Genomic DNA, 23,277 nt, shown 5'->3' with positions numbered 1-23,277 from the left:
GATGGAAACGATAATAACGATCCTTGTTGGGATACTTGTGACCGTAGCCGTCTACTTGCTACTGTCCAGGAGTTTGATACGAATTATTGTCGGAAGTGCGATACTGTCTCATGCAGTCCATCTCTTGTTAATGGTCATGGGCGGTTTGAAAAAAGGAAGCGCACCGATAATCGATGAAAATACTACTAATTTTACAGATCCCCTACCACAAGCGCTCATTTTGACTGCGATTGTGATCAGTTTTGCCGTTACGGCGTTTATATTGGTCCTGGGCTATCGAACTTATCAAGAGACTGGCCTGGACGATACCAAAGAGTTACGGGGGGCTTCAGATGAATAATATTCTTGTACTCCCGATGGTTATTCCATTGCTTGTCGGTGTAAGTTTGATTTTCCTGCGTTCCTTTGTTAAATTACAACGCGTATTAAGTCTTCTTGCAGTCGTTGCGACAGGGGTTGTCAGCGTTTATATATTAAACGTTATTCAGACGGAGGGAATCTTGCGGTTAGACTTCGGGGGCTGGTTGCCGCCTTATGGAATTTTGTTTGTCGCCGATTCTTTTTCTATGTTGCTTGTTGTAACGACGTCAATTGTGTCGGCTATCATTTTGTTATATGCGTTTTCTAGTATTGGTGCCGCGCATGAAAATATGTTTTTCTATTCATTTGTATTATTTCTAATTGCGGGTGTAAATGGCTCTTTTCTAACGGGCGATCTATTCAACTTGTTTGTCTGTTTTGAAGTCATGCTATTGGCTTCTTATGTATTAATCACGCTAGGTGGACGAAAAGTTCAGCTTGTTGAATCTATTAAATATGTAGTCATCAATGTTTTGTCCTCTTGGTTTTTCCTACTTGGAATTGCCTATTTATACGGTTCAGTCGGAACTTTAAATATGGCACATTTATCAGAACGAATTGCGGAAGTGGGGCAAACACCACTATTAACCACAATAAGTATTATCTTTTTAATTGTATTCAGTTTAAAATCCGGCCTGCTCCTGTACTTTTGGTTACCAGGATCATATAGCGCTCCGTCAACAGCGGTTGCGGCATTATTTGGTGCCTTGTTAACGAAGGTTGGCATATACGCAATGTTTCGGATGTTTACGCTTATTTTTTACCACGAACCATCCGTTACGCACATGCTAATTGGGGTTATGGCAGCGCTGACGATAATTGGTGGATGTATCGGTGCAATCGCCTATAAAGATATTCGGCAAATCGTGACCTATAACGTGGTCATTACGGTTGGATTTATTTTAGTCGGGCTAGCAGTTTCAAACGAATTAGCCATTACAGGATCAATCTATTATCTTGTCCACGATATGATCAGTAAGGCGCTCCTGTTTTTAATAGCGGGAACGATGATCTATCTAACTGGAACTTCTCGAATCGAAGATATGAGTGGGTTAATACGAAACTATCCAGTTTTAGGTTGGCTGTTTTTAGTAACCACGCTTTCGCTTGCAGGAATTCCACCACTTAGCGGGTTTATAGGGAAGCTTTATATTGGTCAAGGCACTATAGAGGCAGGATCCTATGTGTTATTAGCCATTGCATTTTTATCAAGTATGATTGTGCTTTATTCGCTATTGCAGATTTTCATGAATACTTTTTGGGGAGAAACAATCATTAGTGAAGATGATGAAGTTCCTTTGAAAAAGAGATTATTGGTGCCGTGTATCATTTTAGGCATTGCAATGCTTGGCCTCGGAATAGGTGCAGAATCGATCGCTACATATGTTGGTGATGCTGCGAGGACATTGATGAATCCAGAAATTTATATTGATGCTGTAATGAACGAAAATCAGTAATGGAAAGCGAGGTAGATGAGTCATGCTAGCCCAATTGTTATTAAATATCTTTATTGCATTTCTATGGATGCTATTAATAGATGAAGATCACATAAATGCTTCGACGTTTTTCGGGGGCTTTTTGGTGGGGATTGGGATTATTTTTCTCATGCATCGCTTTTTCGGAACTGAGTTTTATTTGCGACGCGTTTATGCGGCGTTTAAATTGCTTCTTATCTTCATTAGAGAGCTAATCCAATCGAGCGTGCTCGTGTTGAAGCAAATATTAAGTCCGAAGTTAAAGATCCAACCAGGTATTTTTAGACATGAAACTGTCTTGGAAAGTGATTTAGAGATTACCATGATATCTCTGTTGTTAACCTTAACGCCGGGTTCAGTCGTAATGGAAGTATCGCCAGTGGGAAATGTCCTTTACATTCATGCGATGGATGTTGAAAATGAGCGTGAAGCAACTTTAAGTCAGTTGAGAAACTTTGAGAAAGCAATCATGGAGGTGACCCGATAATGATACAAATTATGATAACAACCGCACTTGTTTTCTTTGCAATCGCCATTGGAATGGCTGTTATTCGTATTATTCTTGGGCCGTCAATGCCAGATCGAGTTTTGGCGCTGGATGTGATTGGTGTAAACTTAATCGCATCAATTGCTGTAATTTCAGTTTTGAATAATACGAAGGTATACCTCGAAGTCATTCTTATTTTAGGAATACTATCATTCGTTGGGACAATTGCTTATTCGAAATTTATCGAGAGGGGTGTTGTCGTTGAACGTAAGCGCGATCGGTGAATTTATAGGCGCATTACTGATATTGATGGGCGGTATTATGAGTGTAATCAGCGTGTTTGGATTGCTTCGTTTACCGGATGTTTACACAAGGTCACATGCGGCAACGAAAAGCTCCACACTGGCTGTTTTGTTAACACTTTTGGGTGCATTTCTTTACTTTTTGTCGACAGCTCATTTCGTCAGCGTAAGACTTTTGTTGGGAATCGTTTTCGTCTTCTTAACGGCTCCTGTGGCCGGACATATACTAGTACGAGCTGCATATCGATCAAAGGTTAAGTTGGCGGATATATCTGGGACGGATGACTTGTATGAAGTTTTGCATAAAGAAGAAGAGAAAGACTAGAACTTTAGCTAATTTAGCCAAAGTTCTATTTTTTTATGATTAATAGACCAAACTACTTGGCTGAAGTATTTGTGATTGATACTGCAGCAGGTACATATTTTTTGATAAAACCATAAAAAAAGTGGGGGCATATAGCTCCCACTTTAAGTTAATCATACTTTATATGTCAGTCCAAATTACTTATTTAACGATTAATACTGGAGCAGTTACTCGTTTGGCTATTTTTTGACTGACGCTACCAATCACCATTTCTTGAAAAGTATTCAAACCACGACTCCCAATAACGACGAGGTCAAATCCGCCTCGATTGGCAAAGCTGACAATGGTAGAACCCGGATCGCCTTGCTTGAAAATTAATTCATGGCTAATCGGTGGCTGTTCGAATACGCCTTTAATCGGTGACAAGCGCTTTTTTCTTTCATCGTCAATTTTAGTAGGTAATTTACTTTGCTTGCCGTCCGTAGGTAATTTATCTATCTCCTGAACATATAAAATCTCGACATGTGCCTTTTTATTGAGGGATGCGAGATTTGCGGCATGTTGAGCTGCACGCTTGGAGTTTTCCGAACCATCTACTGCAACAAGAATACGTTTATACATAAAATCCACAACTCCCTTAAGTTGAATAATAAATATCATATACTGATAGTCTACACTACTCCTTCTACATAGGTAGACAGAACCCCTCTATTTTATGTCGAAACCCTTCAATCAAACGGTGGTTTGATAATCATTGCAATTTATAGAATTTTTGCATATACTATAATTATAATCAAACAAGCATTTGAATGAGGTGGAAAATAGGATGACAAAGGATATTTGTGAAGTTAGAAGTGTGCATGAAGATGTGGTCAAACGCGTACAAAGTATGCTTCCTAATCTAAATGGAATGGTACAGATTTTCAAAGCCCTTGCAGATGAGACAAGGTTGAAAATTGCCTATTCGCTTACCTTAGAAGAAGAAATGTGCGTGTGTGATGTCGCAGCAGTGATCAATTCTTCGGATGCAACTGCATCACATCATTTACGCTATTTACGAGATCATTCATTGGCTAAATCTAAACGTAAAGGCAGAATGGTCTATTACTCATTGGCAGATAATCATGTCCATCAACTCGTGAAAATTGCCTATAATCACGCGATAGAAGGTGATGAAGTTGACGGTAAATGAGCAAAAAGAATACCGACTAGAAAATTTAACTTGTGCAAGTTGTGCGATGAAATTTGAGAAGAACGTTAAAAATCTCCCTGAAGTTGAAGATGCGCAGGTTAATTTCGGTGCTTCAAAATTATTAATCACTGGGCATACAACTGTCGAAGAACTTGAGGAAGCCGGGGCTTTTGACGGGATAAAAGTACAGTCAACGAAAAAAAGAAGTTTAGAGCCGCTTATTCCTTTTTATAAACGCAAAGAAAATATTATTTCAGCTTTATCTTTGTTTTTCCTCGTGATTGGATTTGTCCTATCGTTGAGTCATTCGGAAAAATACATGCCTGCGATTGTGTTTTTTGCCATATCAATTGCGGTAGGCGGCGCGGGTATGTTTAAAATAGGGATACAAAACTTAGCTCGATTCGAGTTTGATATGAAAACACTCATGACAATCGCCATTATCGGAGCAGTCATAATCGGTGAGTGGCGAGAAGGTGCTATCATCGTGTTCCTTTTTGCGGTGAGCGAAGCATTAGAAGCATATTCGATGAGTAAAGCAAGACAGTCCATTCGATTATTAATGGATATTGCTCCACCGTCAGCCACTGTGAAAAGAGGCAGTCAATTTGTTGAGTTACAAACTGAAGATATCCGGGTTGGCGATATACTAATTGTGAAACCAGGAGAGAAAATCGCCATGGATGGAAAAGTCCTGGCGGGTTCATCAACAGTTAATCAAGCAGCGATCACAGGAGAATCGGTGCCTGTTAGGAAAGTCTTGGATGATGAGGTTTTCGCGGGCACGATAAATGAAGAAGGCGCATTGGAAATCGGTGTAACAAAATTAGTTGGTGATACGACGATTGCAAAAATCATTCATCTTGTTGAAGAAGCACAAGCTGAAAAGGCACCCTCTCAGAAATTTGTAGACCGCTTTGCAAAATACTATACGCCGGTTATTATGGTGATAGCTCTTCTTGTTGCAGTTGTACCGCCGCTTCTCGGCGCAGACTGGGATTTATGGATCTATCAAGGCCTTGCGGTGCTTGTTGTCGGTTGTCCATGTGCGCTTGTCATTTCAACGCCTGTTGCGATTGTGACAGCGATTGGAAATGCCGCGCGCCAAGGCGTACTGATTAAAGGCGGGATACATCTTGAAGAAACTGGTCATCTACAGGTAATTGCTTTTGATAAAACTGGAACACTAACAAAGGGCTATCCAGAGGTGATCGATTTCATCCCAGCTGAAGGTGTAGAACCAGATCAACTGTTGGGTCAGGTTGCTGCAGTAGAATCGCTTTCTCAGCATCCACTTGCAAAGGCAATTGTAAATTACGCACGGGAAAAAGAACTGAATCTTAATACCGTGATTGACTTTCAATCAGTGACTAGCAAAGGCGCATTTGCTACAGTAGACAATAAATCGGTTTACGTAGGAAGTATCGATTGGATCCAGGAGGTTTCTTTGGTGCCTGCTGAGGCGTTAACGAAAATATCAACGCTACAACGTGAAGGGAAATCAGTCATGGCCATCGCGACTGGAACGGAATACAGCGGGCTAATCGCAGTCGCTGACCCAATCCGTGAAGAAAGCCAGTCCATTCTTAAAAAGTTAAGGGAAATTGGCATTCGACATACGGTCATGTTAACAGGAGACCATCAACAAACAGCTACTGCAATTGCCGACAAACTTGGTATGACTGATGTACGCGCAGGGCTTATGCCAGCGGATAAGCTAACGGCGATTAAACAACTAGAAAAAGAATATGGTCGTGTTGGAATGGTCGGCGATGGGATAAACGATGCGCCTGCATTGGCTGCATCTTCAATCGGGATAGCGATGGGCGGAGCTGGCACGGATGCTGCACTAGAGACAGCAGACATTGCCTTAATGGCTGATGACCTTGAAAAATTGCCTTACACGATTCAATTAAGCAGAAAAACTTTGCGAATTATTAAGGAAAACATTATGTTTGCATTAGGCTTGAAGTTAATCGCCCTATTACTTATTATTCCAGGTTGGTTAACTTTATGGATTGCGATCTTTGCAGATATGGGTGCGACAATCCTTGTGGTTCTGAATTCACTTAGGTTAATTCGTATAAATAAGTAGTTTGAAAATGGGGGACCGTCATGCATTTACAAGAATGGACAATGGAAGAACAGGAACAACTGATTCACTTTATGACAACAAATACTTGGCCATATCATGGTCATGCGCATCCTGGTCGTGATATTATTGAGAAAGCGATTGAAGAGGGTGGCTATGAATCAGATGAAGTCAAAACATTTTGGGTGGAAAATGATGATGAGCAAAAAGTAGGCATCGTAAAAATTTATGACTTACAAGATGAAATTCCACTTTTTGATTTACGAATTGCAGATGATTCAAGAGGATACGGATACGGTCCACGAGCGCTTCGTCTAGTTGCAAAATATATTTTTAATTTGAAAGAGCGTAAGATACGTCTTGAGGGTCATACGCGGCAAGATAACCTAGCGATGCGAAAAACTTTTGAGCGAGCTGGTTTTGTTAAAGAAGCACATTTGCGAAATGCATGGTTTTCTCCAAAAGAAAACTCTTATTATGATGCTGTGACGTACGGAATAACAAGGGAGGACTTTGACGAAGGTACAACGACCCCAGTTGTTTGGGAAGATGAAGGACAAAAAAGTTCAACTGAGTTTACATCGAAAATTCCTGATTTCCCGGATGCATTTGAATCCGATCGATTACTAATTCGTGCACCAAAAGTGGGCGATGGACTCGATGTATGGAATTCGGTGCAGGACTCGATGTCATCACTGCGTTTATGGTTACCATGGGCAAAGCCTGGCATGCAAATAGATGACACCGAAGAAAGTTTAAGACAATCAGTAGCAGACTTTGTCACTCGAAAAGACTTACGATTGCACCTGTATCTAAAGGAGACTGGAGAGTTTATTGGCTCTTCTGGGCTTCATAGAATCGATTGGGCAATACCTAGATTTGAAATCGGTTATTGGTTGGATACGAAGTTCGAAGGTAAAGGGTATATGACAGAAGCAGTTGAAAGAATTTCGCAATTTGCTTTTAACGAATTAGGGGCACGTAGAGTGGAAATTCACTGCGATGAAGAAAACGTCAGAAGTAGAATGATTGCGGAACGTGTTGGTTTTGAGTTAGAAGGTATTTTAAAACAAGACTCAGTTGCAATTGATGGAAATAGTTTACGAAACACCTGCATCTATGCGAAAATTAAATAAGAAGATTTTATTTTATAATGGTTAAAGTTTGGTTCATTGAGAAAGGGATGCTGACCTTCCACAAATTGTGAAGTCAACATCCCTTTCTTTATACAGACCGTCTGCCGCTGATAAGCTGAATGATGAAAATAATACCTGCAACAACTAATACAAAGTGAATCAAACCGCCGCCAATTTTCGTAGCGAAACCTATTATCCAAAATAAAATTAGTGCTGCAATTATAAACCAAAGAATTCTACCCATAATTTCTTACTCACTCCTTTATCGTTATCGTAGTAGTTTAAAGTTACCCTGGATTTTATTAGGCTAAACATTTTAAAATAAGTGGAGTATGAAGGAGTTTCGGTGAATACATACTGGAGGCGATCTATAATGGCTACACCAGGTATGGAAGACTACCTAGAACAAATTTATTTGCACATAGAGAAAAGCGGTATTGCTCGTGCTTCCGATATTGCAGAATCATTAGATGTCCTTCCGTCATCAGTGACGAAAATGGTGCAACGGTTAGATAGAGAAGGTTATGTGTATTATGAGCGTTACAAAGGCTTGGAGTTGACTGAAAAAGGTCTTGATTTTGGAAAGAAATTAGTGAGACGTCATGATATCCTTGAAGACTTCCTAAGAATTATCGGTGTAAATGAAGAAAATATTTACCAAGATGTTGAAGGAATAGAACATCATTTAAGTTGGAATGCGATTGATCGAATCACTACATTAGTAGAGACTTTGGACCAGGATAAAGAGTTTTTGAAGAAACTGCACAAGAAGAAATAGAAGCAAAGGAATGATTATAGATGGAGCAAACACAATCTGGAAAGACAGCAGAGTTAGAAGTAATCGGTCAAGAGGGTTCAAGATGGATTCTTCGAGGTCCTGAAAATGATATTATGCTCAATATGTCAGATTCAGATGAAGGCATTCAGATAGGGGATTTCGTACATGTATTTTTATATGCCAATCGTCGAGGTGAATTAGCAGCTACAATGAAAATGCCTAATATGACGGCTGATACATTCGGTTGGGCAAGAGTTATCCGAATCGATGACCGTGAAGGTGTTTTCGTTGATATAGGCTCTTCATTTGAAGTATTAGTCAATCGGACAGATATGCCGACTATCTATTCTCTATGGCCAAAACCGGGTGATGAATTATACATGACTCTTCGAACCGATTTAGGTGGAGGCATTTTTGGAAGACTGGCAACAGAAGAGCGTGTGATGGAACAATATGCAAAGGGAGAACCTTCTCATTTTAACATGAACTTGAAAGCAAGAGCATACCGTCTATTACCAGTAGGTTCCTTTCTGTTGAGCATTCCTGAGAATTATCGAATTTTCATCCATAATACAGAACAAGAAGCTGAACCGCGCCTAGGACAAGAAGTTGATGTTCGTGTGGTAGAAGTACATGACGATGGGACAATGAATGGGTCAATGCTTCCGCGAGTCGAGGAACGTCTATCAGGTGATGCTGAAATTATTTACAGTTACTTGGAGAAAGCCGGAGGAAAGATGCCTTTCACAGACAAGTCAACGCCAGATGAAATTAAAGAGATGTTTCGTATGAGTAAAGGTTCATTTAAACGGGCACTGGGAAGACTCATGAAAGATAGAAAAGTGATACAAGAAGAAGGTTGGACGAAAATATCCGACTAGATAGGAACCTTTTTTTAGTTAAGACGTACTACTAGATGAAGGAGGTTGGATCGATGAAACGATTTTTCATGTTTACTGCATCCATAGTGCTTTTAGTGTCGTTTATGCTTCCACAAACGACATACGCAGACAAGGTGATTGATGAGAAGCTTGGTGTGCCCATAGTTGTTTATGGTGCAGATTTGTCTGAGTCTGAAAGAGCTAGTGTTGAGGAAAGTCTAGAAGTTGCTGATGAAGCTGAAGTTGAAGAGGTAACAGTCGACGGGAATGACCTAACAACCTATATAAAAGATGGAAATAAAAATGCGCGCATGTATTCATCAGCAAAAATTACTAGACGTGAGGCTGGTAAAGGTCTCGTTATTACAATTGTCACGCAGAACAATATTACACAAGTGACAGCTGACATGTATGCGAATGCCATGTTAACAGCAGGAATAGAGGATGCAATTGTAGAAGTTGCTTCACCAAAACCTGTAACAGGCCACTCAGCACTGGTAGGTATTTACAAAGCTTATGAAGTCAGCGGAGAAACATTGGATACAGAAAGAACAGATGTAGCTAATGATGAACTTAGTTTAGCAACAAAGTTTTCGGAAGACGCAGGGATTGATAGCGATAAGGTTACAGAACTCCTAACCGAGTTGAAAAAACAAATTGCTGAACAAAAACCAGCCACAAAAGAAGACGTGGAACGAATTGTAAATGAACAACTGAAAAATTTGAAAATCGAATTAAGCGATGCTGACAGACAGTTATTAATAGACTTAATGGATAAAATTCGCGGGCTTAATATTGACTTTAGTAAGTTATCGTCTCAACTTGACGATATGAGCAAAAAGATTAAAGAGAAAATAGGAGAAATAGATCCGGGGTTTTGGGATAAAGTAAAAGAATTCTTTGCGAATCTAGTTGATTCTATCAAAGGTTGGTTCCAATAATTATCGGTACCATCCAAACAAGCCATTTTTCTAGGCTTGTTTTTTTACTTGATAATTGTTTGCAAAATAGGAAAAAGGTTATTATTAAGTTAGATACGCTTTAGGAAACAAAAAAATTGTACAGCATGGAATACGATGGTACTATTAATGTATCTTGAATTCGAGATATATTAAGGAGGAAATACAGTATGAAATTAGCAGGAATTCATCATGTTTCAGCGATTACAGCGGACGCTGAAAAGAATCATGACTTTTTTACACGTATATTAGGTATGAGATTAGTTAAGAAAACAGTTAACCAGGACTCTACATCCTCCTATCATTTGTTTTATGCGGATGCAGAGGGTACACCTGGTACGGATATGACTTATTTTGACATTCCAAATGCGGGAAGGACTTATCCAGGCGTCTCGAGCATTAGCAATACTGGGTTTCGTGTTAAATCCGATCAAGCGTTAGTATTTTGGAAAGAGAGATTTGAGTCCCTTCAAATAGAACACGATGAAATTATAGAAAGATTCGGTCGTAAGACGTTAGCTTTTCGAGACGATGAAGGTTCCCGACTTATGCTTGTCGTGGATAACGGTGATGGAGTTCCTTATGGAATTCCATGGGTGAAAGAAGATATTCCTGAGGCCTTTTCAATCATTGGATTAGGGCCTGTTAGCCTCACAGTGCGAAAACCTGCGTCAACAGCACAAGTCCTTATTGACGTGCTTAATTTCAGAGAAACTGGATCTTACCTTTCAACCATAGAGGGTATGCCAGATATTCGTGTGTTTTCTACTGGTGAGGGGGGTCCTGCAGCGGAAATTCATCTAGAGACAAGAACAGATTTACCAATGGAAAGAGCTGGGCGCGGGAGTGTACACCATGTTGCCTTTCGAGTGAAAACAATGGACGAATATGAAAAATGGGAAAATCATTTACGGAAACTTGGCTTTACAACGAGTGGCTTAGTGGACCGTTATTATTTCAAATCGATTTATTTCAGAGAACCAAATGGGATTCTTTATGAACTTGCAACAGATGAACCAGGGTTTACAAGTGACGAACCGATTGATAAACTAGGAGAAACATTGGCGTTACCTCCGTTTCTAGAGCCGAAAAGAGCGGCGATTGAGGCTTCCTTACGCCCAATTAATACGAACTAAGAATTGAAAGGAGTTTTAATGATGGAATTTGAATTAGTAGAATTAGATGGAGATGCTTACGCATTTCGTAACTCAAAAGATGGTCAAGTGATTGCTGAAATTTCTTGGACGATGTTAAGTGACGTCATGGTAATGGACCATACATTTGTTTCGCCAGATTTACGTGGGCAAGGTGTAGCAAAAAAACTACTTGACCAAGCAGCGGAATATGCACGTGAGAAAAATTTCAAGATGGAACCAATTTGTTCATATGTCGTCACCGCTTTTGAACGCTATGATGAATATAATGATTTAAAAGTGTAAAGTTCTAATGCAAGGCAATCTGCCATAAAATTACGGTAGATTGCCTTTTTAATTTTTTTTGAAACTATTTACTAGTTTACACGTATAGATTGATATACTTGAATAATTAGGGAGGTTAAATCATGAAACGTACTACAGAAAGAGTATTATCGATGATTAGTGCAGGACTCACACTAATTGCTATTATTGGTAGTTTTGCCGTTGTTGCATTTATGAAGGTTATCGTAGAGGATCCAGCATTTAGAAGTGAAATAGAGGCTGATTTTTTGTCTGATCCTGCCTTAGGTGTAGAAGATGTCGATATGTTTTTTGAATTAATAGGGATGATTGAAGGGTTTGGTTGGTTTTTCACAATCCTCTTAGTCGTTAGCTTGATTGCAAATATTGTAGGAATCATATCTATCTGGAATAATAAAAATCCGAAACTAGCAGGTGCTATGTTTATACTTGCAGGATTGTTTGCGTATGTTATATCGCCAACATCAATCCTCCTTTATATTGCAGGGATTATGTGTTTCGTAAGAAAAGCACCACTGACAGATGATACAAGTTTTGTACAAAATCAGTACGATGACACATTACGCCCATTATAATTAGTAAGGAATCAAAAAACCGCTTCCCTTTTATAAGGAGGCGGTTTTCTCTTAATGATTTTGACACACATATACATATTGGGCGGTTTCAACAGGATGACCTTCGAAAGTCTCTTCGAAGATATCTACTAGTGTAAATCCGTGTTTCTCATAAAAAGCGCGTCCAATTTCATTCTGCTGGTCTACATAGACAAAGACTTGAGATGCCGATTTTAATGTAGACAATGCCTTGTGAAATAATTTTTTTCCGTAACCAGACTTTTGGTGCGTTGGTAGAATATATATGGCAGTCAGTTCCGCATCACCATCTTCGTCAACTTTTGTTATATTCGCAAATCCAATAGGAACGCCAGCTTTTTCGGCAATTAGCATCGCCGTTCTTTCCATACGCATCATTAACATGCTGTCTGAATACGAGCGATTCAAAAAGAGTGTTTGCAATTCCTCAGGGATTATATCGGAGTACGTATCGCGCCAAGTAACTCGCGCAATTTGTTGTACATGTTCAATATCTTTAGATGTCATCAGCCTTATCATTGTCTTGTCACCTCAGTACTTCTTTTCGTTATCATAACAAATAAAAGAGTGAATAACTATCAAAAGAATTGGATTCTGCCACAAGATATAATAAGAAAAGTTTCCAATTTGTTCAATTCGGGTATACTAACCACAGAGACAATTAGTAATTTAGATTACTCAGGAGGAATGATTAAATTGGCGAAAAAAAAGAATACACTTTTATTAGCAACATTTGCAGCCGGTGCGTATGCTTATTTTAGTAAAAAAGAGAATCGTGATAAAGCACAAGTAGCATTCAATAACATGAAAACGAAAGTCGATGCGTTTATAGACACGCAGAAAACAAATCGCTCCCCAGAGACGAAGGTTGGTCATTCGGATCCATATGATATACCTGACAATAAAATGGTAAGTGAAGGTGCACAAACCAGTGTGCATTACTACAACCAAGAAGTACAAGATGAGCAGAAATCAAAAGAGGATTTGGACGGTCTATACACTGAAAATCGTCGTCCAAAATCCGATGAAGGCTCTATACAAGCGTAAATGAAAATTGGCGCGTCCTATTATGGACGTGCCTTTTACAAAATAAAAGCACAGAATAACGATAAGAGGTGAGAATGATGAGAGAAGTGGCTGAGCCATATGCTGTATTAGAAAATAAATTCCTCGATGAAATTGCACGCAGTAATTATTTTGAAAATGTAGAAGGATATTTCGAAACGGAAGACAGAATGTTAAAATATTTATATCGCTTTGAAAAGCAAGAAGCGAAAGACACGGCTGATAAGCTGATTCGTATAATTAAAGAAGGTACCAAGAACAATGCATTCATCGGACTTAAATATTATTTAATTATGTTATCGGGAATTATGTCGAGACATATTAGTAAAGAGTATTTAGCTTCTCGGAACGCACTTTCATTTAATGCAGCCTGTCTATTGCTAATCGAACAACGATTAACAGAGGAGAACGGAGAAGAAGTGGCAGAAAATTTAATAGAGTTATTTATGGCTACTGTCGCTCCTAAAAAAACACCATTATTAATGCATCACACAGTAAATAATGTCGTTCAGTATATTGATAGAGAAGTTGAAGTGCCTATGTCAGTTGAGGGACTTTCAACGATGTTCGATGTTAGCACAAGTCACTTGTCACGTATATTTAGAGAGCATACTGGCATCACGCTAGTAGAGTATATTAATATTAGAAAAGTTGAAGAAGCACAATACTATTTGAGATTTTCAGAGGTTAAGATTTCGGATATTTCCAATAAATTTCACTTTTGCAATCAAAGCTACTTTACGCGGATATTCAAAAAGTATACAGGCGAAACCCCTCGTAAGTTTCGTAACAATTTGACGGGCGCCTATTTTCATTGTTCTCTTCCAATTATAGAAAAATAGTGAACAAACGTAGAAACATTGTATTTTCTTGTTCGTTTGTTGTATACTTCTCAGTAGTTTGAAATAGTGAAGGTGAATCTATTGAAGAAGAGATTTGGATTATTATCAATATTAATGACAGCTGCTATTTTTCTAAGCGGATGTGCTGGTGTCGAGAATAAAGAAGGTAATTTTTACAATATTCTTGTAAAACCGATGGAATGGTTGCTTAACTTTTTCAGTGGTCAATTCAGCGGTAGTTACGGTTTAGCTATCGTAGTTATTACGATATTAATTAGACTAGTTCTAATGCCGCTTATGCTGAAAAACTATAAGAAACAACAAGACATGAAAATTAAGATGGATGCACTTCGACCAGAAATGGAAGATATCCAAAAGAATTTGAAAGTAGCAAAAGAAGCTGGAAACAAAGATGAGTTAGCAAAACTTCAACAGGAAATGATGGGGCTGTATTCGAAGCACGGCGTTAACCCGCTCAATATGGGATGTCTACCGCTACTAATTCAAATGCCAATCATCATGGGGTTGTATTTTGCAATTTTGTATTCGCCAGAAGTCAAAGAAACAAAATTTCTTTGGTTTAACTTAGGAAGTCCAGATATGATTATGATGCTAATTGCGGGTGCCGTTTATTTCGTCCAAGCACGTGTTTCACTTTGGACAATGCCGGATCAGCAAAAACAGCAGATGAAAATGTTCATCTATTTGTCACCAATCATGATTATGTTTATTTCTTTCAAAGCAATGGCTGCACTTCCACTTTACTGGGCAATCGGCGGGATTTTACTGATTTTCCAAACTTACCTTGGACGAAAACTATACTACAAGGAACCGGAAATTCTACCTGAAGGTGCTGTAATTGAGAGTGAAGAGAAGGCAAAGGCAGAACCGAAAAAAGAGGACAAATAAAGTATGAATGAGGCCGAAGAGGTATAATCTTCGGCTTCTTTTTTGGGGGTTTTACGTATGAATAGTAAATGGTTATTCGGAATCGGAATTGTAATTGCTATTATTGTTTCATTTTATTTTGTTATCCAACTGAATCTAAATATGGCGATTCTTTCGATGGTCGGTTTATTTGCATTGACGAATGGACTACGCGCAAAAACATTTCATGATCAAGGCCATATGCGCGAATCGAAATGGATGACATGGGTAGCTTTCTTTTTTGCTTTTGCATTTGTTGTATTGATCATTATTTATGCAGTGATTTAATTCATTCGTTGAATTTCTGAGACGATAGATTTTTGCTGAACTTAATAAGGAAGAATGTTAAACTTAAGTGATAGTGCAAAAAAAGGCAGGCTATATAATAATGTCGAGACATAAGAGTTATTTGTATAAATCGAAAAAGAAAAAAACGAAAGCTTTAATCATCAGCCTAATTGTTACTGGCACCATATTGTCAGGTCTCGTTTTTTGGGTGGGTATGAATGATTGGGATTTGAAGAGAAGTTACAAGGAAATTGAACATGCCATTGCGTCCATCATTTATCCGGAGGAAATAGAGACGGATGAGGATATAAAGAATCAGCCAGAAGAAGTTGTGAGTGATGTAGAATCACCTGAACAAGAAGCGCCTGCGCAAGAATCACCAGAAAATCTACCACCAAAAGTGGAAGTTCCTGAAAAAGATAATCGCAAGTACATGGATGAACAAGAATTACCAAAAGAACCAACTTATATCAAGGGTATTTTGATTGCGAACAAGCAATACCCGCTTCCAAGCACCTACGCACCAGGCGAAGATAAAGAAGCGAGATCCGCATTTAATGAAATGGCAGCAGCAGCTAAGTTGGATGGTTTCGAATTGACTGCATTTAGTACTTATCGATCCTACGATTATCAGACGGGCTTATACGAGCGTTATGTAGAGCGAGATGGTAAGAAAGAAGCGGATCGCTATAGCGCGCGTCCAGGGTACTCTGAACATCAAACTGGCCTTGCTTTTGACATTGGTGAAGTGGATCAGGAACAATACTTCGCATCGTCAAAATTCGGAGATACTGATGCAGGTAAATGGGTCGCAAACAATGCCCATCGTTTCGGTTTTATCTTGCGCTACCCTGAAGGTAAAGAAAAAGTCACTGGTTATATGTATGAGTCTTGGCATTTTCGCTACGTTGGCATTGAAGTAGCAGAAGAAATTTATAAACAGAATGTATCTCTCGAGGAATTCCTTGGAATTTAATAAATAAACATGATTCAGAAGAAGTTCGAGGAAATTGAAAAGGCAACTCCTGTAAATAGGGGTTGCCTTCTTTTTATAATATCGGAGAAATTAAATTTGCAATTGATTCTTTTAGTCGTATGATCAGAGAACGTGAGTTGTAGATTTCTTGTGTAAGTTCCGTTGATAGCAACATATCTTGTTCAAATAACTCTGCAAGCTCATGCGACTTATCACGATCATAGATAAAAGCATTTACCTCGAAGTTTAGTTTAAAACTCCGAACATCAATATTTGCAGTCCCAACTGTTGAGACTTCATCGTCTATCACAATCTGCTTCGCATGTAGAAATCCATTTTCATAAATATAAATCCTAGCCCCAGCTTTCAACAAATACCCGACATTGGAATAAGTTGCCCAGTAGACAAATATATGGTCTGGTTTATTTGGAATCATGATCCGGACGTCGACACCTGACAGGCAAGCGATTCGCAGGGCATCTAAAAAACTAACATCGGGAATGAAATAAGGTGTTTGAATGTAAATATACTTTTTAGCTCGGAAAATCATTTTTAAGTACCCATCTTTAATTTGTTCCCACTCAGAGTCAGGTCCGCTGGAAACAATTTGCATACTGACAGTCCCTTTTTGAGGAATGATGGGAAAAAACACATCATGATATTCGATATCTTGGTTGGCTGAAGCTTGGTTCCAATCGAGTATGAAACGCGTCTGAATGGGGTGTACTGCGCTCCCTTCAATTCTTAAATGCGTATCTCTCCAATACCCGAACCTTTTTTTAAGTCCAAGATACTCATCGCCAATATTAAAACCACCAATATAACCAATTCTTCCATCGACAACAACAATCTTTCGGTGATTACGATAGTTTAGTCGAGGATTAATGAGTGGTAAAATGGATGGGAAAAAAGCCTCAACCTGACCCCCATTTTTAATAAGTTCTTTAAAATGTCGTTTATGCAAACCACGTGACCCCATGTCATCATAAAGTAACCGGACATGGATTCCTTGTTTTGCTTTTTGAATTAGCACATCCAAAATTCGTTTCCCGAGATTATCAAGTCTAATAATATAATACTGGAAATGAATATGATCTTTCGCATTTTCAAGATCGCGAATGAGTGATTCAAATTTAGCAGCACCATCATTAAAAACTTCAACATCATTATCTTGTGTTAACACAGCATCATTGTTTCGAAGATGGAGATTAATCATATCTTTATGTTTTTCATTTTCGGGTATTCGAAAATCTAGCGTTCCATCTTCGATTGCGCCAATTTGATAATCAATCAGTTGATCAATCCCAATCTTACTTCTCCCTTCCCAACGGAAAAGGTGTTTTTCACGAAAACGACGTCCTAACATGAGGTATATAAAGAAGCCAAATACCGGAATGAAGAATAAGACCATTAACCAAGCCCATGTTGATGTGGCGTCACGACGTTCAAGGAAGATAAGCGCAATGGCTAGAAAGATGTTTAATACTAATATTGTAGTAACTGCAAAGCTTAAGAAGTTCGTCATTGGCGGCGCCTCCTCAATAATGTATAATTACTTTCTATTATAACTGAAGAAGTTAAGGATGCATCGGAAAAGGGAAATTAGTGTAGATTTTCCAATAATAAACGAGATAACCTACTTGACCGATATGAATTAGTGATATAAGGTATTGTTTGGATTGATTTTCACTTAAGGAGGAAAAAAAGATGTCTTCATTATTTCTAGTTATTAATATCGTAGGTCTTCTACTATTAGTAGGCTTACTTTATATAATGCAACGTAAACATGTATCATTCTCGAAACGAGTATTCACTGGGCTAGGACTAGGTATCGCATATGGCCTGATATTACATTTTTCGTATGGTACAGATTCTACTGTGTTACAAGAATCGATGCCCTGGTTTAATATAATCGGTGTTGGTTATGTGAAACTTCTTCAAATGATTGTCATGCCATTAGTGTTTATTTCAATACTTGCGGCTTTTACGAAAGTGACAATCGGCAAAGGCTTCGGGAAAATGGCAGGAAGAGTTTTGGGGATCTTAATCGGAACGACAGCCATTGCAGCACTCATTGGGATTGCTGCGACTCTACTCTTTGGGCTTGATGCATCTGAAATCATTCAAGGAGAAGCAGAAGAATCTCGTGGTGCTTCGATTGAGGAGCGCGCGGTCGGTGTTGCAGACGTTGCGCTACCTAATCAGATTTTAGAACTGCTACCAGCGAATCCTTTCCTTGATTTTACGGGGGCTCGTCCGACTTCAACGATTGGCGTCGTCATTTTCGCGGCTTTTCTTGGATTTGCTTATTTAGCGGTCATGCGAAGAGAACCTGAAAATGCAGCTGTTGTGAAAAAAGGAATCGACGCCATCTATTCTCTAATCATGGGGATTGTGCGAATTGTATTACGTTTAACGCCTTATGGTATTCTAGCGATTATTGCCAGAACAGTAGCGACATCAGATTTTGGTGCCATTTATAGTTTAGGTAAATTCGTAATCGCGTCCTACGTCGCGTTAGGGGTTATGTTCATAATCCACTTGGTTATTATCATGCTATCGGGATTAAACCCAATCACTTATCTGAAAAAAGCTAGCGATGTATTACTATTTGCCTTCACATCTCGTTCAAGTGCAGGCGCATTACCGCTCAACATTAACACACAAACAAACCGTCTCGGTGTTCCAGATGGCATTGCAAACTTTTCGGGCGCCTTTGGGTTATCAATCGGTCAAAACGGCTGTGCGGGTATTTATCCTGCGATGCTTGCAGTCATGATCGCCCTTTCAATTGGACAACCAATTGACCTGCAATTTATCGTGACATTAGTTATTGTTGTAGCAATCAGTTCGTTCGGAGTAGCAGGTGTAGGCGGAGGGGCAACATTTGCCGCAATCCTCGTATTATCCGCACTCGACTTACCGATTGCGCTTGCGGGACTTCTCATCTCAGTCGAACCACTCATTGACATGGGACGTACAGCATTAAACGTCAGTGGTTCAATGACAGCAGGTGTTACTTCAGCTCGCATGTCAGGTGAACTGGATACAGAAGTCTATAATGCAGATGTAAAAGGACAAACAGTTGAAGCTTAAGAAGAACAGTAGAAGCTTTAAATCATCGAAATAAAAATCCGCAGTTGACCTTAATGTCGACTGCGGATTTTTTCATAAGTTTCATTGATAAAAGCTTTATAAGGTGATTCAGGCATTGGTAAAATATTATCATAGGCTAATTTGGCGTGTTCCAAGGATTTCTTTTTGTTTCCGAGCACTTCATAAGATAGCGCCATATAAGCATCGACTTCATATAGAACGGCTAAATCAAAGGGGTGATGAAGGAATTCAGGAATTGTCATCTGTTTTAATTCGATAAGCGCTAAATCATATTTTTTTAAGCCGAAAAGAGCTTTCCCTTTTTCAATTTGGAAAAAGGAATGATAAGTTTTTCCAAATTGATAATCGGTATAGTAGTGCTCCAATAAGTGCAAAGCTTTTTCATGGTCTTTTTTAAATGAATTTAGATGCTCTATTTCAATAAACTTTGTGAATAAAATAGCATCATTATCATCGGCGAATTCTCCATACAATGCAATTTTTTTAACATAATAATTCATCTTATCTTCATCTTGCATCATCATAGCGTGGGTGGTTGCAAGTCTGTATAGATGGTCTATCCGGTAAAAAACTTGTTTTTTCCTTGAAAATTCGATTCCGCTTTCCATAACTTTTAATGCCTCTTGTGAGTTGCCAACTGCAAATTGAAAAACTGCTTCTGTATAGTCAAAATCCAATCTGGTCATCGGGTCGATAAATGTATTTTGTGTTTCGATTTCAGAGCGTTCCACGAGTAATATATTGAGTGCGCCACTGTAATCACGTTCATTAAATTTAACACCTGCACGAAATATACCTAGGCTTGCTCGTCTCGGTATAATGTTCATCTGTTCATACATAAGAGCGGCCCTATCCGAATATATTTGCCAACCGTCTATTTTTTCATAATGAAGCGTTCTGCTATATAATTCCAACAAACGGGCGGCTTCGTAGCCTTGTGTCAATTTTTTGGCATAGGGTTTAATTAAAGCGATAAGTTGATCGTGCTCATCCGACAAATCATCCAACTCGGTATAATACAGTTTTTCAACTTTCGCTAAAACCTCTTGTAGTTCCAGGCTACTTACTTCTTCCAATAACTCAGACATTTCCACACCAAGACGCTTCGCTATATATGTAAGACTCTCCATTGAAGGATTCGCTTTATTATTTTCAATCAAACTGAGCATGCCTTTGGTCAACTCATCACCGGCTAATACTTCTAATGTCAATTTCTTCTCTTTGCGTAGTTTCCGAATACGTTCTCCTAATGTTTCGATGAGTAGCACCTCCATGTCATGTTTCACATTATAGTTTAATTATATTAAACTTTCTCTTGCAATGGAAGTATAAAGCATGCTATTCTATGTTTAATCTAATTAAACATTGTGGATGGAGTGATTTTATGGAAGAAGCTTTAAAGCTAAAAAGAGCGACCTATCATTTATGGACGTTTGTGACGAGCAAGCTCATCTCTTCATTTGGGGCACAGGTTTACGTATTTGCAATTAGTTTTTATATTTTACAACAAACCGGATCGGCAACAAGTTTTGCAACGAATCTAATTTGTAGTATATTGCCAAGAACTCTTGTAGCACCATTTGCAGGCTACGCTGCGGATAACTATTCAAGGAAGATGATTGTCATTACTGCACAGATTGCCTCGACATTTGCAATTGCAGGCCTTCTCACAGTCAGTTTAACCTCTGGGATTTCACTAATCGCAATCTATACGACAACTGTGTTATTATCCATCACTTCAACTTTTTCAGGTATCGCGTTTAGTTCCTCGGTTACAGGACTAATTGATGAAAAGCGAATTCAAAAAGCAATGTCCATGAATCAAATGTCCATTTCATTCGCGGCAATTGGCGGGCCGGCTATCGGGGGGCTTTTGTATGGCACTGTTACTATGCCAGTATTTCTCATTATGTACATGATTGCTTCGACTATTGCAGTGATTCTTGAATCGACGATGAATTTTAAGTTGTACGCAAAACGAAGAGAAGTCGTTGAAGGAGAGGAGAAGGAAACGATGTGGCAAAGTATGAAGGCAGGTTTTGCTTATCTAAAGCTACAACCGATTATCATGGCGCTCCTTTGGGTTTCGTTACTCATCAATTTCCTTTTCGGTGCCTTTCAAGTGGGGTATTCCTTCATCCTCATTGAAAAATTGAAAATGCCTTCACAACATTTCGGCTTAACGGAAGGTGCATTTGCAGTCGGAATGCTATTGCTCTCTTTTTATTTATCGGTGCGCAAAGAAGTAAAATACCCATTTCTCGTTTCGAAGCGAGGTATTCTCGTTTTCGGGGTTATTATTGCGAGTATTGGGCTGCCCCTTATGGTACCTATGCATTATGGGGTGATGTTCGGTTTTTATCTGACGATTATGTTCTGTTTCGGCGCGACGATGATTATCGTTAACACACCGATCATGGTTATGATGCAAAAAATTATTGATGATGACTATAAAGGGCGTGTGTTTTCGATTATGGAAACAATGGCGATGGCACTCATGCCTTTAGGTGTTGTGCTTTTTGGATTTCTGTATGACTTATTCCCAGCACAGTGGATCCTCATCATTTCTAGCTTATTGCTAATAGGCGTCGTCCTTGTGTTAGCAAGACCGTCAGTCGTACGGAAAGCGCATCCAGAATTAGATAAATCGAAAACAGTAGTAGCAGAAACCGTACAAGAATAATAGAATGGGGTGTTTGAAATGGAAAATTTATTCAACGAAATTGTCCACATTATGAATCATGATTATGCAGGATGGAAAGATAAAAAAGGATGCGATCATCCAGAGCAATTCATGCGGAAAATTCAAGACAATCCTTCAATGACCAAAGCAGAATTCAAGGAACTTGTTGATGACTATTTACTAGATTTCAATGATAGCCATGTCTATTTTAACTTGGAGGATTCAACTAGTGAAAAAGCAAAAAGTCGCGGTTTTCGTGTGCGTCGATTTGAAGACGCATTGTATGTAACGGAAGTCGATTCAGAAAAGAAAGTTGAATTGGGTATGCGCTTCGTCTCATTAGGCGGACACAGCATTCCGAAATTACTAGAAAAACATCATCGTTTGTTAAATGAAAACCACGCAGAACGGGAAAATTGGTTACCGATTTTAGAACTCTATGATGAGGGTGAAATCGAAGTCTCCGAGGGGAACCGAAAAACAATAAAGTTTGATAGGTATGATAAAACACCCTATATTCCCGAGTATACTGTGAAAAAGATAAATGAAGAAACGATTGTCTTGACGATGACGGACTTCGCGAATCCAGACGCCATTGTAAAAATGATTGCTGATCATCAAGCCTTACTCGATTCTACGGATAAATGGATTATTGACGTGCGGGTGAATTACGGGGGAAGCGACTCGAGTTACCATTCCTTATTTAAATACTTACTACCTGAGGAAGGTGTCGAGCTTGCTGATGAAGAAGACTATATGCTCTTTAATTGCACAGAAGAAAATGCGACTCGGGTTTTAGCAGATATAGACGAAGGCCTCAAAGGAATTGAAGATGAACAAGCAAAAGCATTTCTAAATGTTTTTCGCCAAGAATGGGAGAGAAACAGCGGCAAAGGATTTGTTCAATTTAATTTTGACGAAATCGTTCCAGATACGTTTATAAAAGGTTCTAAACATCCAGCTTCTATCGTCGTTATGACAGACAATCGATGTGGTAGCTCGGGAGACTCATTCATAGAGCTTGCGAAGATGTCAGATAAAATAACAGTCATCGGCCGACCAACATGGGGGCTGAATGATTACGCAAATTTAGCCAGTAAGAAATGGACTGAAGGATTTGAATTGTGGTACCCGACATCCCGTCTATCCCGTATTGACAAAGGGAAAGGGATGACAGGTGTTGGTATAAGCCCAGAAATCTATATTCCTTGGACACCAGAGCATATTTTTGTGGATAAAGACATGGAGAAGGCGATTGAACAATTAGAAACAAAAGTAGTATCAAAATAAGGGCTATACCAGAAAATCAGTTGCCGGACTATGTCAGGAAGCATTTAGAAAAACTTATAAAAAAAAGTGAAGT

The 23,277-nt window shown here is 39.0% G+C and carries 27 protein-coding genes; 22 read left to right on the top strand and 5 right to left on the bottom strand.

The window, feature by feature from the left end; translation table 11 throughout:
* Nucleotide 1 precedes the first annotated feature (1 nt).
* From AC25Y1_RS13590 to AC25Y1_RS13570, 5 genes are read left to right on the top strand one after another with little or no spacing between them, the layout of a single operon-like run.
* On the top strand, nucleotides 2-340 hold the full coding sequence (locus AC25Y1_RS13590; RefSeq protein ID WP_488148533.1) for a Na(+)/H(+) antiporter subunit C: 339 nt from the start codon (nucleotides 2-4) through the stop codon (nucleotides 338-340).
* Nucleotides 333-1,817 (top strand): Na+/H+ antiporter subunit D, encoded by a 1,485-nt coding sequence (locus tag AC25Y1_RS13585; RefSeq protein ID WP_488148532.1) that lies wholly within the window; start codon nucleotides 333-335, stop codon nucleotides 1,815-1,817. Before AC25Y1_RS13590 ends, AC25Y1_RS13585 begins: the two co-directional genes overlap by 8 nt.
* A 22-nt stretch (nucleotides 1,818-1,839) precedes the next feature.
* Nucleotides 1,840-2,322 (top strand): Na+/H+ antiporter subunit E, encoded by a 483-nt coding sequence (locus AC25Y1_RS13580; protein WP_488148531.1) that lies wholly within the window; start codon nucleotides 1,840-1,842, stop codon nucleotides 2,320-2,322.
* Nucleotides 2,322-2,606: a Na(+)/H(+) antiporter subunit F1 gene (locus tag AC25Y1_RS13575; protein ID WP_488148530.1), complete on the top strand. Its 285-nt coding sequence runs from the start codon at nucleotides 2,322-2,324 to the stop codon at nucleotides 2,604-2,606. Before AC25Y1_RS13580 ends, AC25Y1_RS13575 begins: the two co-directional genes overlap by 1 nt.
* Nucleotides 2,584-2,949, top strand: a complete 366-nt coding sequence (locus AC25Y1_RS13570; protein WP_488148529.1) for a Na+/H+ antiporter subunit G — start codon at nucleotides 2,584-2,586, stop codon at nucleotides 2,947-2,949. The genes AC25Y1_RS13575 and AC25Y1_RS13570 overlap by 23 nt, the downstream gene beginning before the upstream one ends.
* A 180-nt stretch (nucleotides 2,950-3,129) precedes the next feature.
* On the opposite strand, the gene AC25Y1_RS13565 is transcribed toward AC25Y1_RS13570, so the two are convergent.
* Nucleotides 3,130-3,549: a universal stress protein gene (locus AC25Y1_RS13565; RefSeq protein ID WP_488148528.1), complete on the bottom strand. Its 420-nt coding sequence runs from the start codon at nucleotides 3,547-3,549 to the stop codon at nucleotides 3,130-3,132.
* A 205-nt stretch (nucleotides 3,550-3,754) separates the two neighbouring features.
* Here AC25Y1_RS13565 and AC25Y1_RS13560 point away from each other — a divergent pair, with 205 nt between their 5' ends.
* From AC25Y1_RS13560 to AC25Y1_RS13550, 3 genes are read left to right on the top strand one after another with little or no spacing between them, the layout of a single operon-like run.
* On the top strand, nucleotides 3,755-4,120 hold the full coding sequence (locus AC25Y1_RS13560; RefSeq protein ID WP_488148527.1) for an ArsR/SmtB family transcription factor: 366 nt from the start codon (nucleotides 3,755-3,757) through the stop codon (nucleotides 4,118-4,120).
* Nucleotides 4,101-6,215 carry a heavy metal translocating P-type ATPase gene (locus tag AC25Y1_RS13555; RefSeq protein ID WP_488148526.1) on the top strand — a complete coding sequence of 705 codons (2,115 nt, stop codon included), beginning with the start codon at nucleotides 4,101-4,103 and terminating at the stop codon, nucleotides 6,213-6,215. The genes AC25Y1_RS13560 and AC25Y1_RS13555 overlap by 20 nt, the downstream gene beginning before the upstream one ends.
* 20 nt (nucleotides 6,216-6,235) lie before the next feature.
* Nucleotides 6,236-7,348 carry a GNAT family N-acetyltransferase gene (locus tag AC25Y1_RS13550; protein ID WP_488148525.1) on the top strand — a complete coding sequence of 371 codons (1,113 nt, stop codon included), beginning with the start codon at nucleotides 6,236-6,238 and terminating at the stop codon, nucleotides 7,346-7,348.
* 88 nt (nucleotides 7,349-7,436) lie between these two features.
* On the opposite strand, the gene AC25Y1_RS13545 is transcribed toward AC25Y1_RS13550, so the two are convergent.
* Nucleotides 7,437-7,592, bottom strand: a complete 156-nt coding sequence (locus AC25Y1_RS13545) for a lmo0937 family membrane protein (RefSeq protein ID WP_488148524.1) — start codon at nucleotides 7,590-7,592, stop codon at nucleotides 7,437-7,439.
* A gap of 129 nt (nucleotides 7,593-7,721) precedes the next feature.
* On the opposite strand from AC25Y1_RS13545, the gene mntR reads away from it, so the two are divergent.
* From mntR to AC25Y1_RS13515, 6 genes are all read left to right on the top strand, one after another.
* Nucleotides 7,722-8,126 (top strand): transcriptional regulator MntR, encoded by a 405-nt coding sequence (gene mntR / locus AC25Y1_RS13540; RefSeq protein ID WP_488148523.1) that lies wholly within the window; start codon nucleotides 7,722-7,724, stop codon nucleotides 8,124-8,126.
* 20 nt (nucleotides 8,127-8,146) lie between these two features.
* On the top strand, nucleotides 8,147-9,007 hold the full coding sequence (locus tag AC25Y1_RS13535; protein WP_488148522.1) for a CvfB family protein: 861 nt from the start codon (nucleotides 8,147-8,149) through the stop codon (nucleotides 9,005-9,007).
* A 104-nt stretch (nucleotides 9,008-9,111) separates the two neighbouring features.
* Complete coding sequence (locus tag AC25Y1_RS13530) at nucleotides 9,112-9,948, top strand: DUF1002 domain-containing protein (RefSeq protein WP_488148599.1); 837 nt, start codon at nucleotides 9,112-9,114, stop codon at nucleotides 9,946-9,948.
* A gap of 188 nt (nucleotides 9,949-10,136) precedes the next feature.
* Nucleotides 10,137-11,102 carry a ring-cleaving dioxygenase gene (locus AC25Y1_RS13525; RefSeq protein ID WP_488148521.1) on the top strand — a complete coding sequence of 322 codons (966 nt, stop codon included), beginning with the start codon at nucleotides 10,137-10,139 and terminating at the stop codon, nucleotides 11,100-11,102.
* A gap of 21 nt (nucleotides 11,103-11,123) precedes the next feature.
* Entirely contained in the window at nucleotides 11,124-11,405 is a 282-nt protein-coding gene (locus tag AC25Y1_RS13520; RefSeq protein ID WP_488148520.1) for a GNAT family N-acetyltransferase, read from the top strand.
* 122 nt (nucleotides 11,406-11,527) lie between these two features.
* Nucleotides 11,528-11,998: a DUF4064 domain-containing protein gene (locus AC25Y1_RS13515; protein WP_488148519.1), complete on the top strand. Its 471-nt coding sequence runs from the start codon at nucleotides 11,528-11,530 to the stop codon at nucleotides 11,996-11,998.
* 51 nt (nucleotides 11,999-12,049) lie between these two features.
* On the opposite strand, the gene AC25Y1_RS13510 is transcribed toward AC25Y1_RS13515, so the two are convergent.
* Complete coding sequence (locus AC25Y1_RS13510; RefSeq protein ID WP_488148518.1) at nucleotides 12,050-12,535, bottom strand: GNAT family N-acetyltransferase; 486 nt, start codon at nucleotides 12,533-12,535, stop codon at nucleotides 12,050-12,052.
* Between the two features lie 177 nt (nucleotides 12,536-12,712).
* Between AC25Y1_RS13510 and AC25Y1_RS13505 the strand changes: the two genes are divergently transcribed.
* From AC25Y1_RS13505 to AC25Y1_RS13485, 5 genes are all read left to right on the top strand, one after another.
* Nucleotides 12,713-13,063, top strand: a complete 351-nt coding sequence (locus tag AC25Y1_RS13505) for a hypothetical protein (RefSeq protein ID WP_488148517.1) — start codon at nucleotides 12,713-12,715, stop codon at nucleotides 13,061-13,063.
* 77 nt (nucleotides 13,064-13,140) lie between these two features.
* Entirely contained in the window at nucleotides 13,141-13,923 is a 783-nt protein-coding gene (locus tag AC25Y1_RS13500; RefSeq protein ID WP_488148516.1) for a helix-turn-helix domain-containing protein, read from the top strand.
* 81 nt (nucleotides 13,924-14,004) lie between these two features.
* Nucleotides 14,005-14,832: a membrane protein insertase YidC gene (gene yidC, locus AC25Y1_RS13495; RefSeq protein ID WP_488148515.1), complete on the top strand. Its 828-nt coding sequence runs from the start codon at nucleotides 14,005-14,007 to the stop codon at nucleotides 14,830-14,832.
* 57 nt (nucleotides 14,833-14,889) lie between these two features.
* Nucleotides 14,890-15,138 carry a hypothetical protein gene (locus AC25Y1_RS13490; protein ID WP_488148514.1) on the top strand — a complete coding sequence of 83 codons (249 nt, stop codon included), beginning with the start codon at nucleotides 14,890-14,892 and terminating at the stop codon, nucleotides 15,136-15,138.
* Between the two features lie 100 nt (nucleotides 15,139-15,238).
* The gene (locus tag AC25Y1_RS13485) at nucleotides 15,239-16,114 is read left to right on the top strand and encodes a M15 family metallopeptidase (RefSeq protein ID WP_488148513.1); all 876 of its coding nucleotides are present in this window, start codon (nucleotides 15,239-15,241) and stop codon (nucleotides 16,112-16,114) included.
* Nucleotides 16,115-16,187: 73 nt separating this feature from the next.
* On the opposite strand, the gene cls is transcribed toward AC25Y1_RS13485, so the two are convergent.
* On the bottom strand, nucleotides 16,188-17,639 hold the full coding sequence (gene cls / locus AC25Y1_RS13480) for a cardiolipin synthase (RefSeq protein ID WP_488148512.1): 1,452 nt from the start codon (nucleotides 17,637-17,639) through the stop codon (nucleotides 16,188-16,190).
* A 182-nt stretch (nucleotides 17,640-17,821) separates the two neighbouring features.
* Here cls and AC25Y1_RS13475 point away from each other — a divergent pair, with 182 nt between their 5' ends.
* Nucleotides 17,822-19,210, top strand: coding sequence for an L-cystine transporter (locus tag AC25Y1_RS13475; RefSeq protein ID WP_488148511.1), 1,389 nt, complete (start codon nucleotides 17,822-17,824; stop codon nucleotides 19,208-19,210).
* A 50-nt stretch (nucleotides 19,211-19,260) separates the two neighbouring features.
* On the opposite strand, the gene AC25Y1_RS13470 is transcribed toward AC25Y1_RS13475, so the two are convergent.
* Nucleotides 19,261-20,517, bottom strand: coding sequence for a helix-turn-helix domain-containing protein (locus AC25Y1_RS13470; RefSeq protein ID WP_488148510.1), 1,257 nt, complete (start codon nucleotides 20,515-20,517; stop codon nucleotides 19,261-19,263).
* A 98-nt stretch (nucleotides 20,518-20,615) separates the two neighbouring features.
* Between AC25Y1_RS13470 and AC25Y1_RS13465 the strand changes: the two genes are divergently transcribed.
* Both AC25Y1_RS13465 and AC25Y1_RS13460 read left to right on the top strand, forming a co-directional pair.
* Nucleotides 20,616-21,914, top strand: a complete 1,299-nt coding sequence (locus AC25Y1_RS13465) for an MFS transporter (protein ID WP_488148509.1) — start codon at nucleotides 20,616-20,618, stop codon at nucleotides 21,912-21,914.
* An 18-nt stretch (nucleotides 21,915-21,932) separates the two neighbouring features.
* Entirely contained in the window at nucleotides 21,933-23,204 is a 1,272-nt protein-coding gene (locus AC25Y1_RS13460) for a S41 family peptidase (RefSeq protein ID WP_488148508.1), read from the top strand.
* The last annotated feature ends 73 nt before the right edge of the window (nucleotides 23,205-23,277 follow it).

The sequence above is a fragment of the Sporosarcina sp. Y1009 genome (assembly GCF_057669865.1).
The sequence above is the reverse complement of the archived record's forward strand: the minus strand, read 5'-3'. Positions and strand labels throughout refer to the sequence as shown.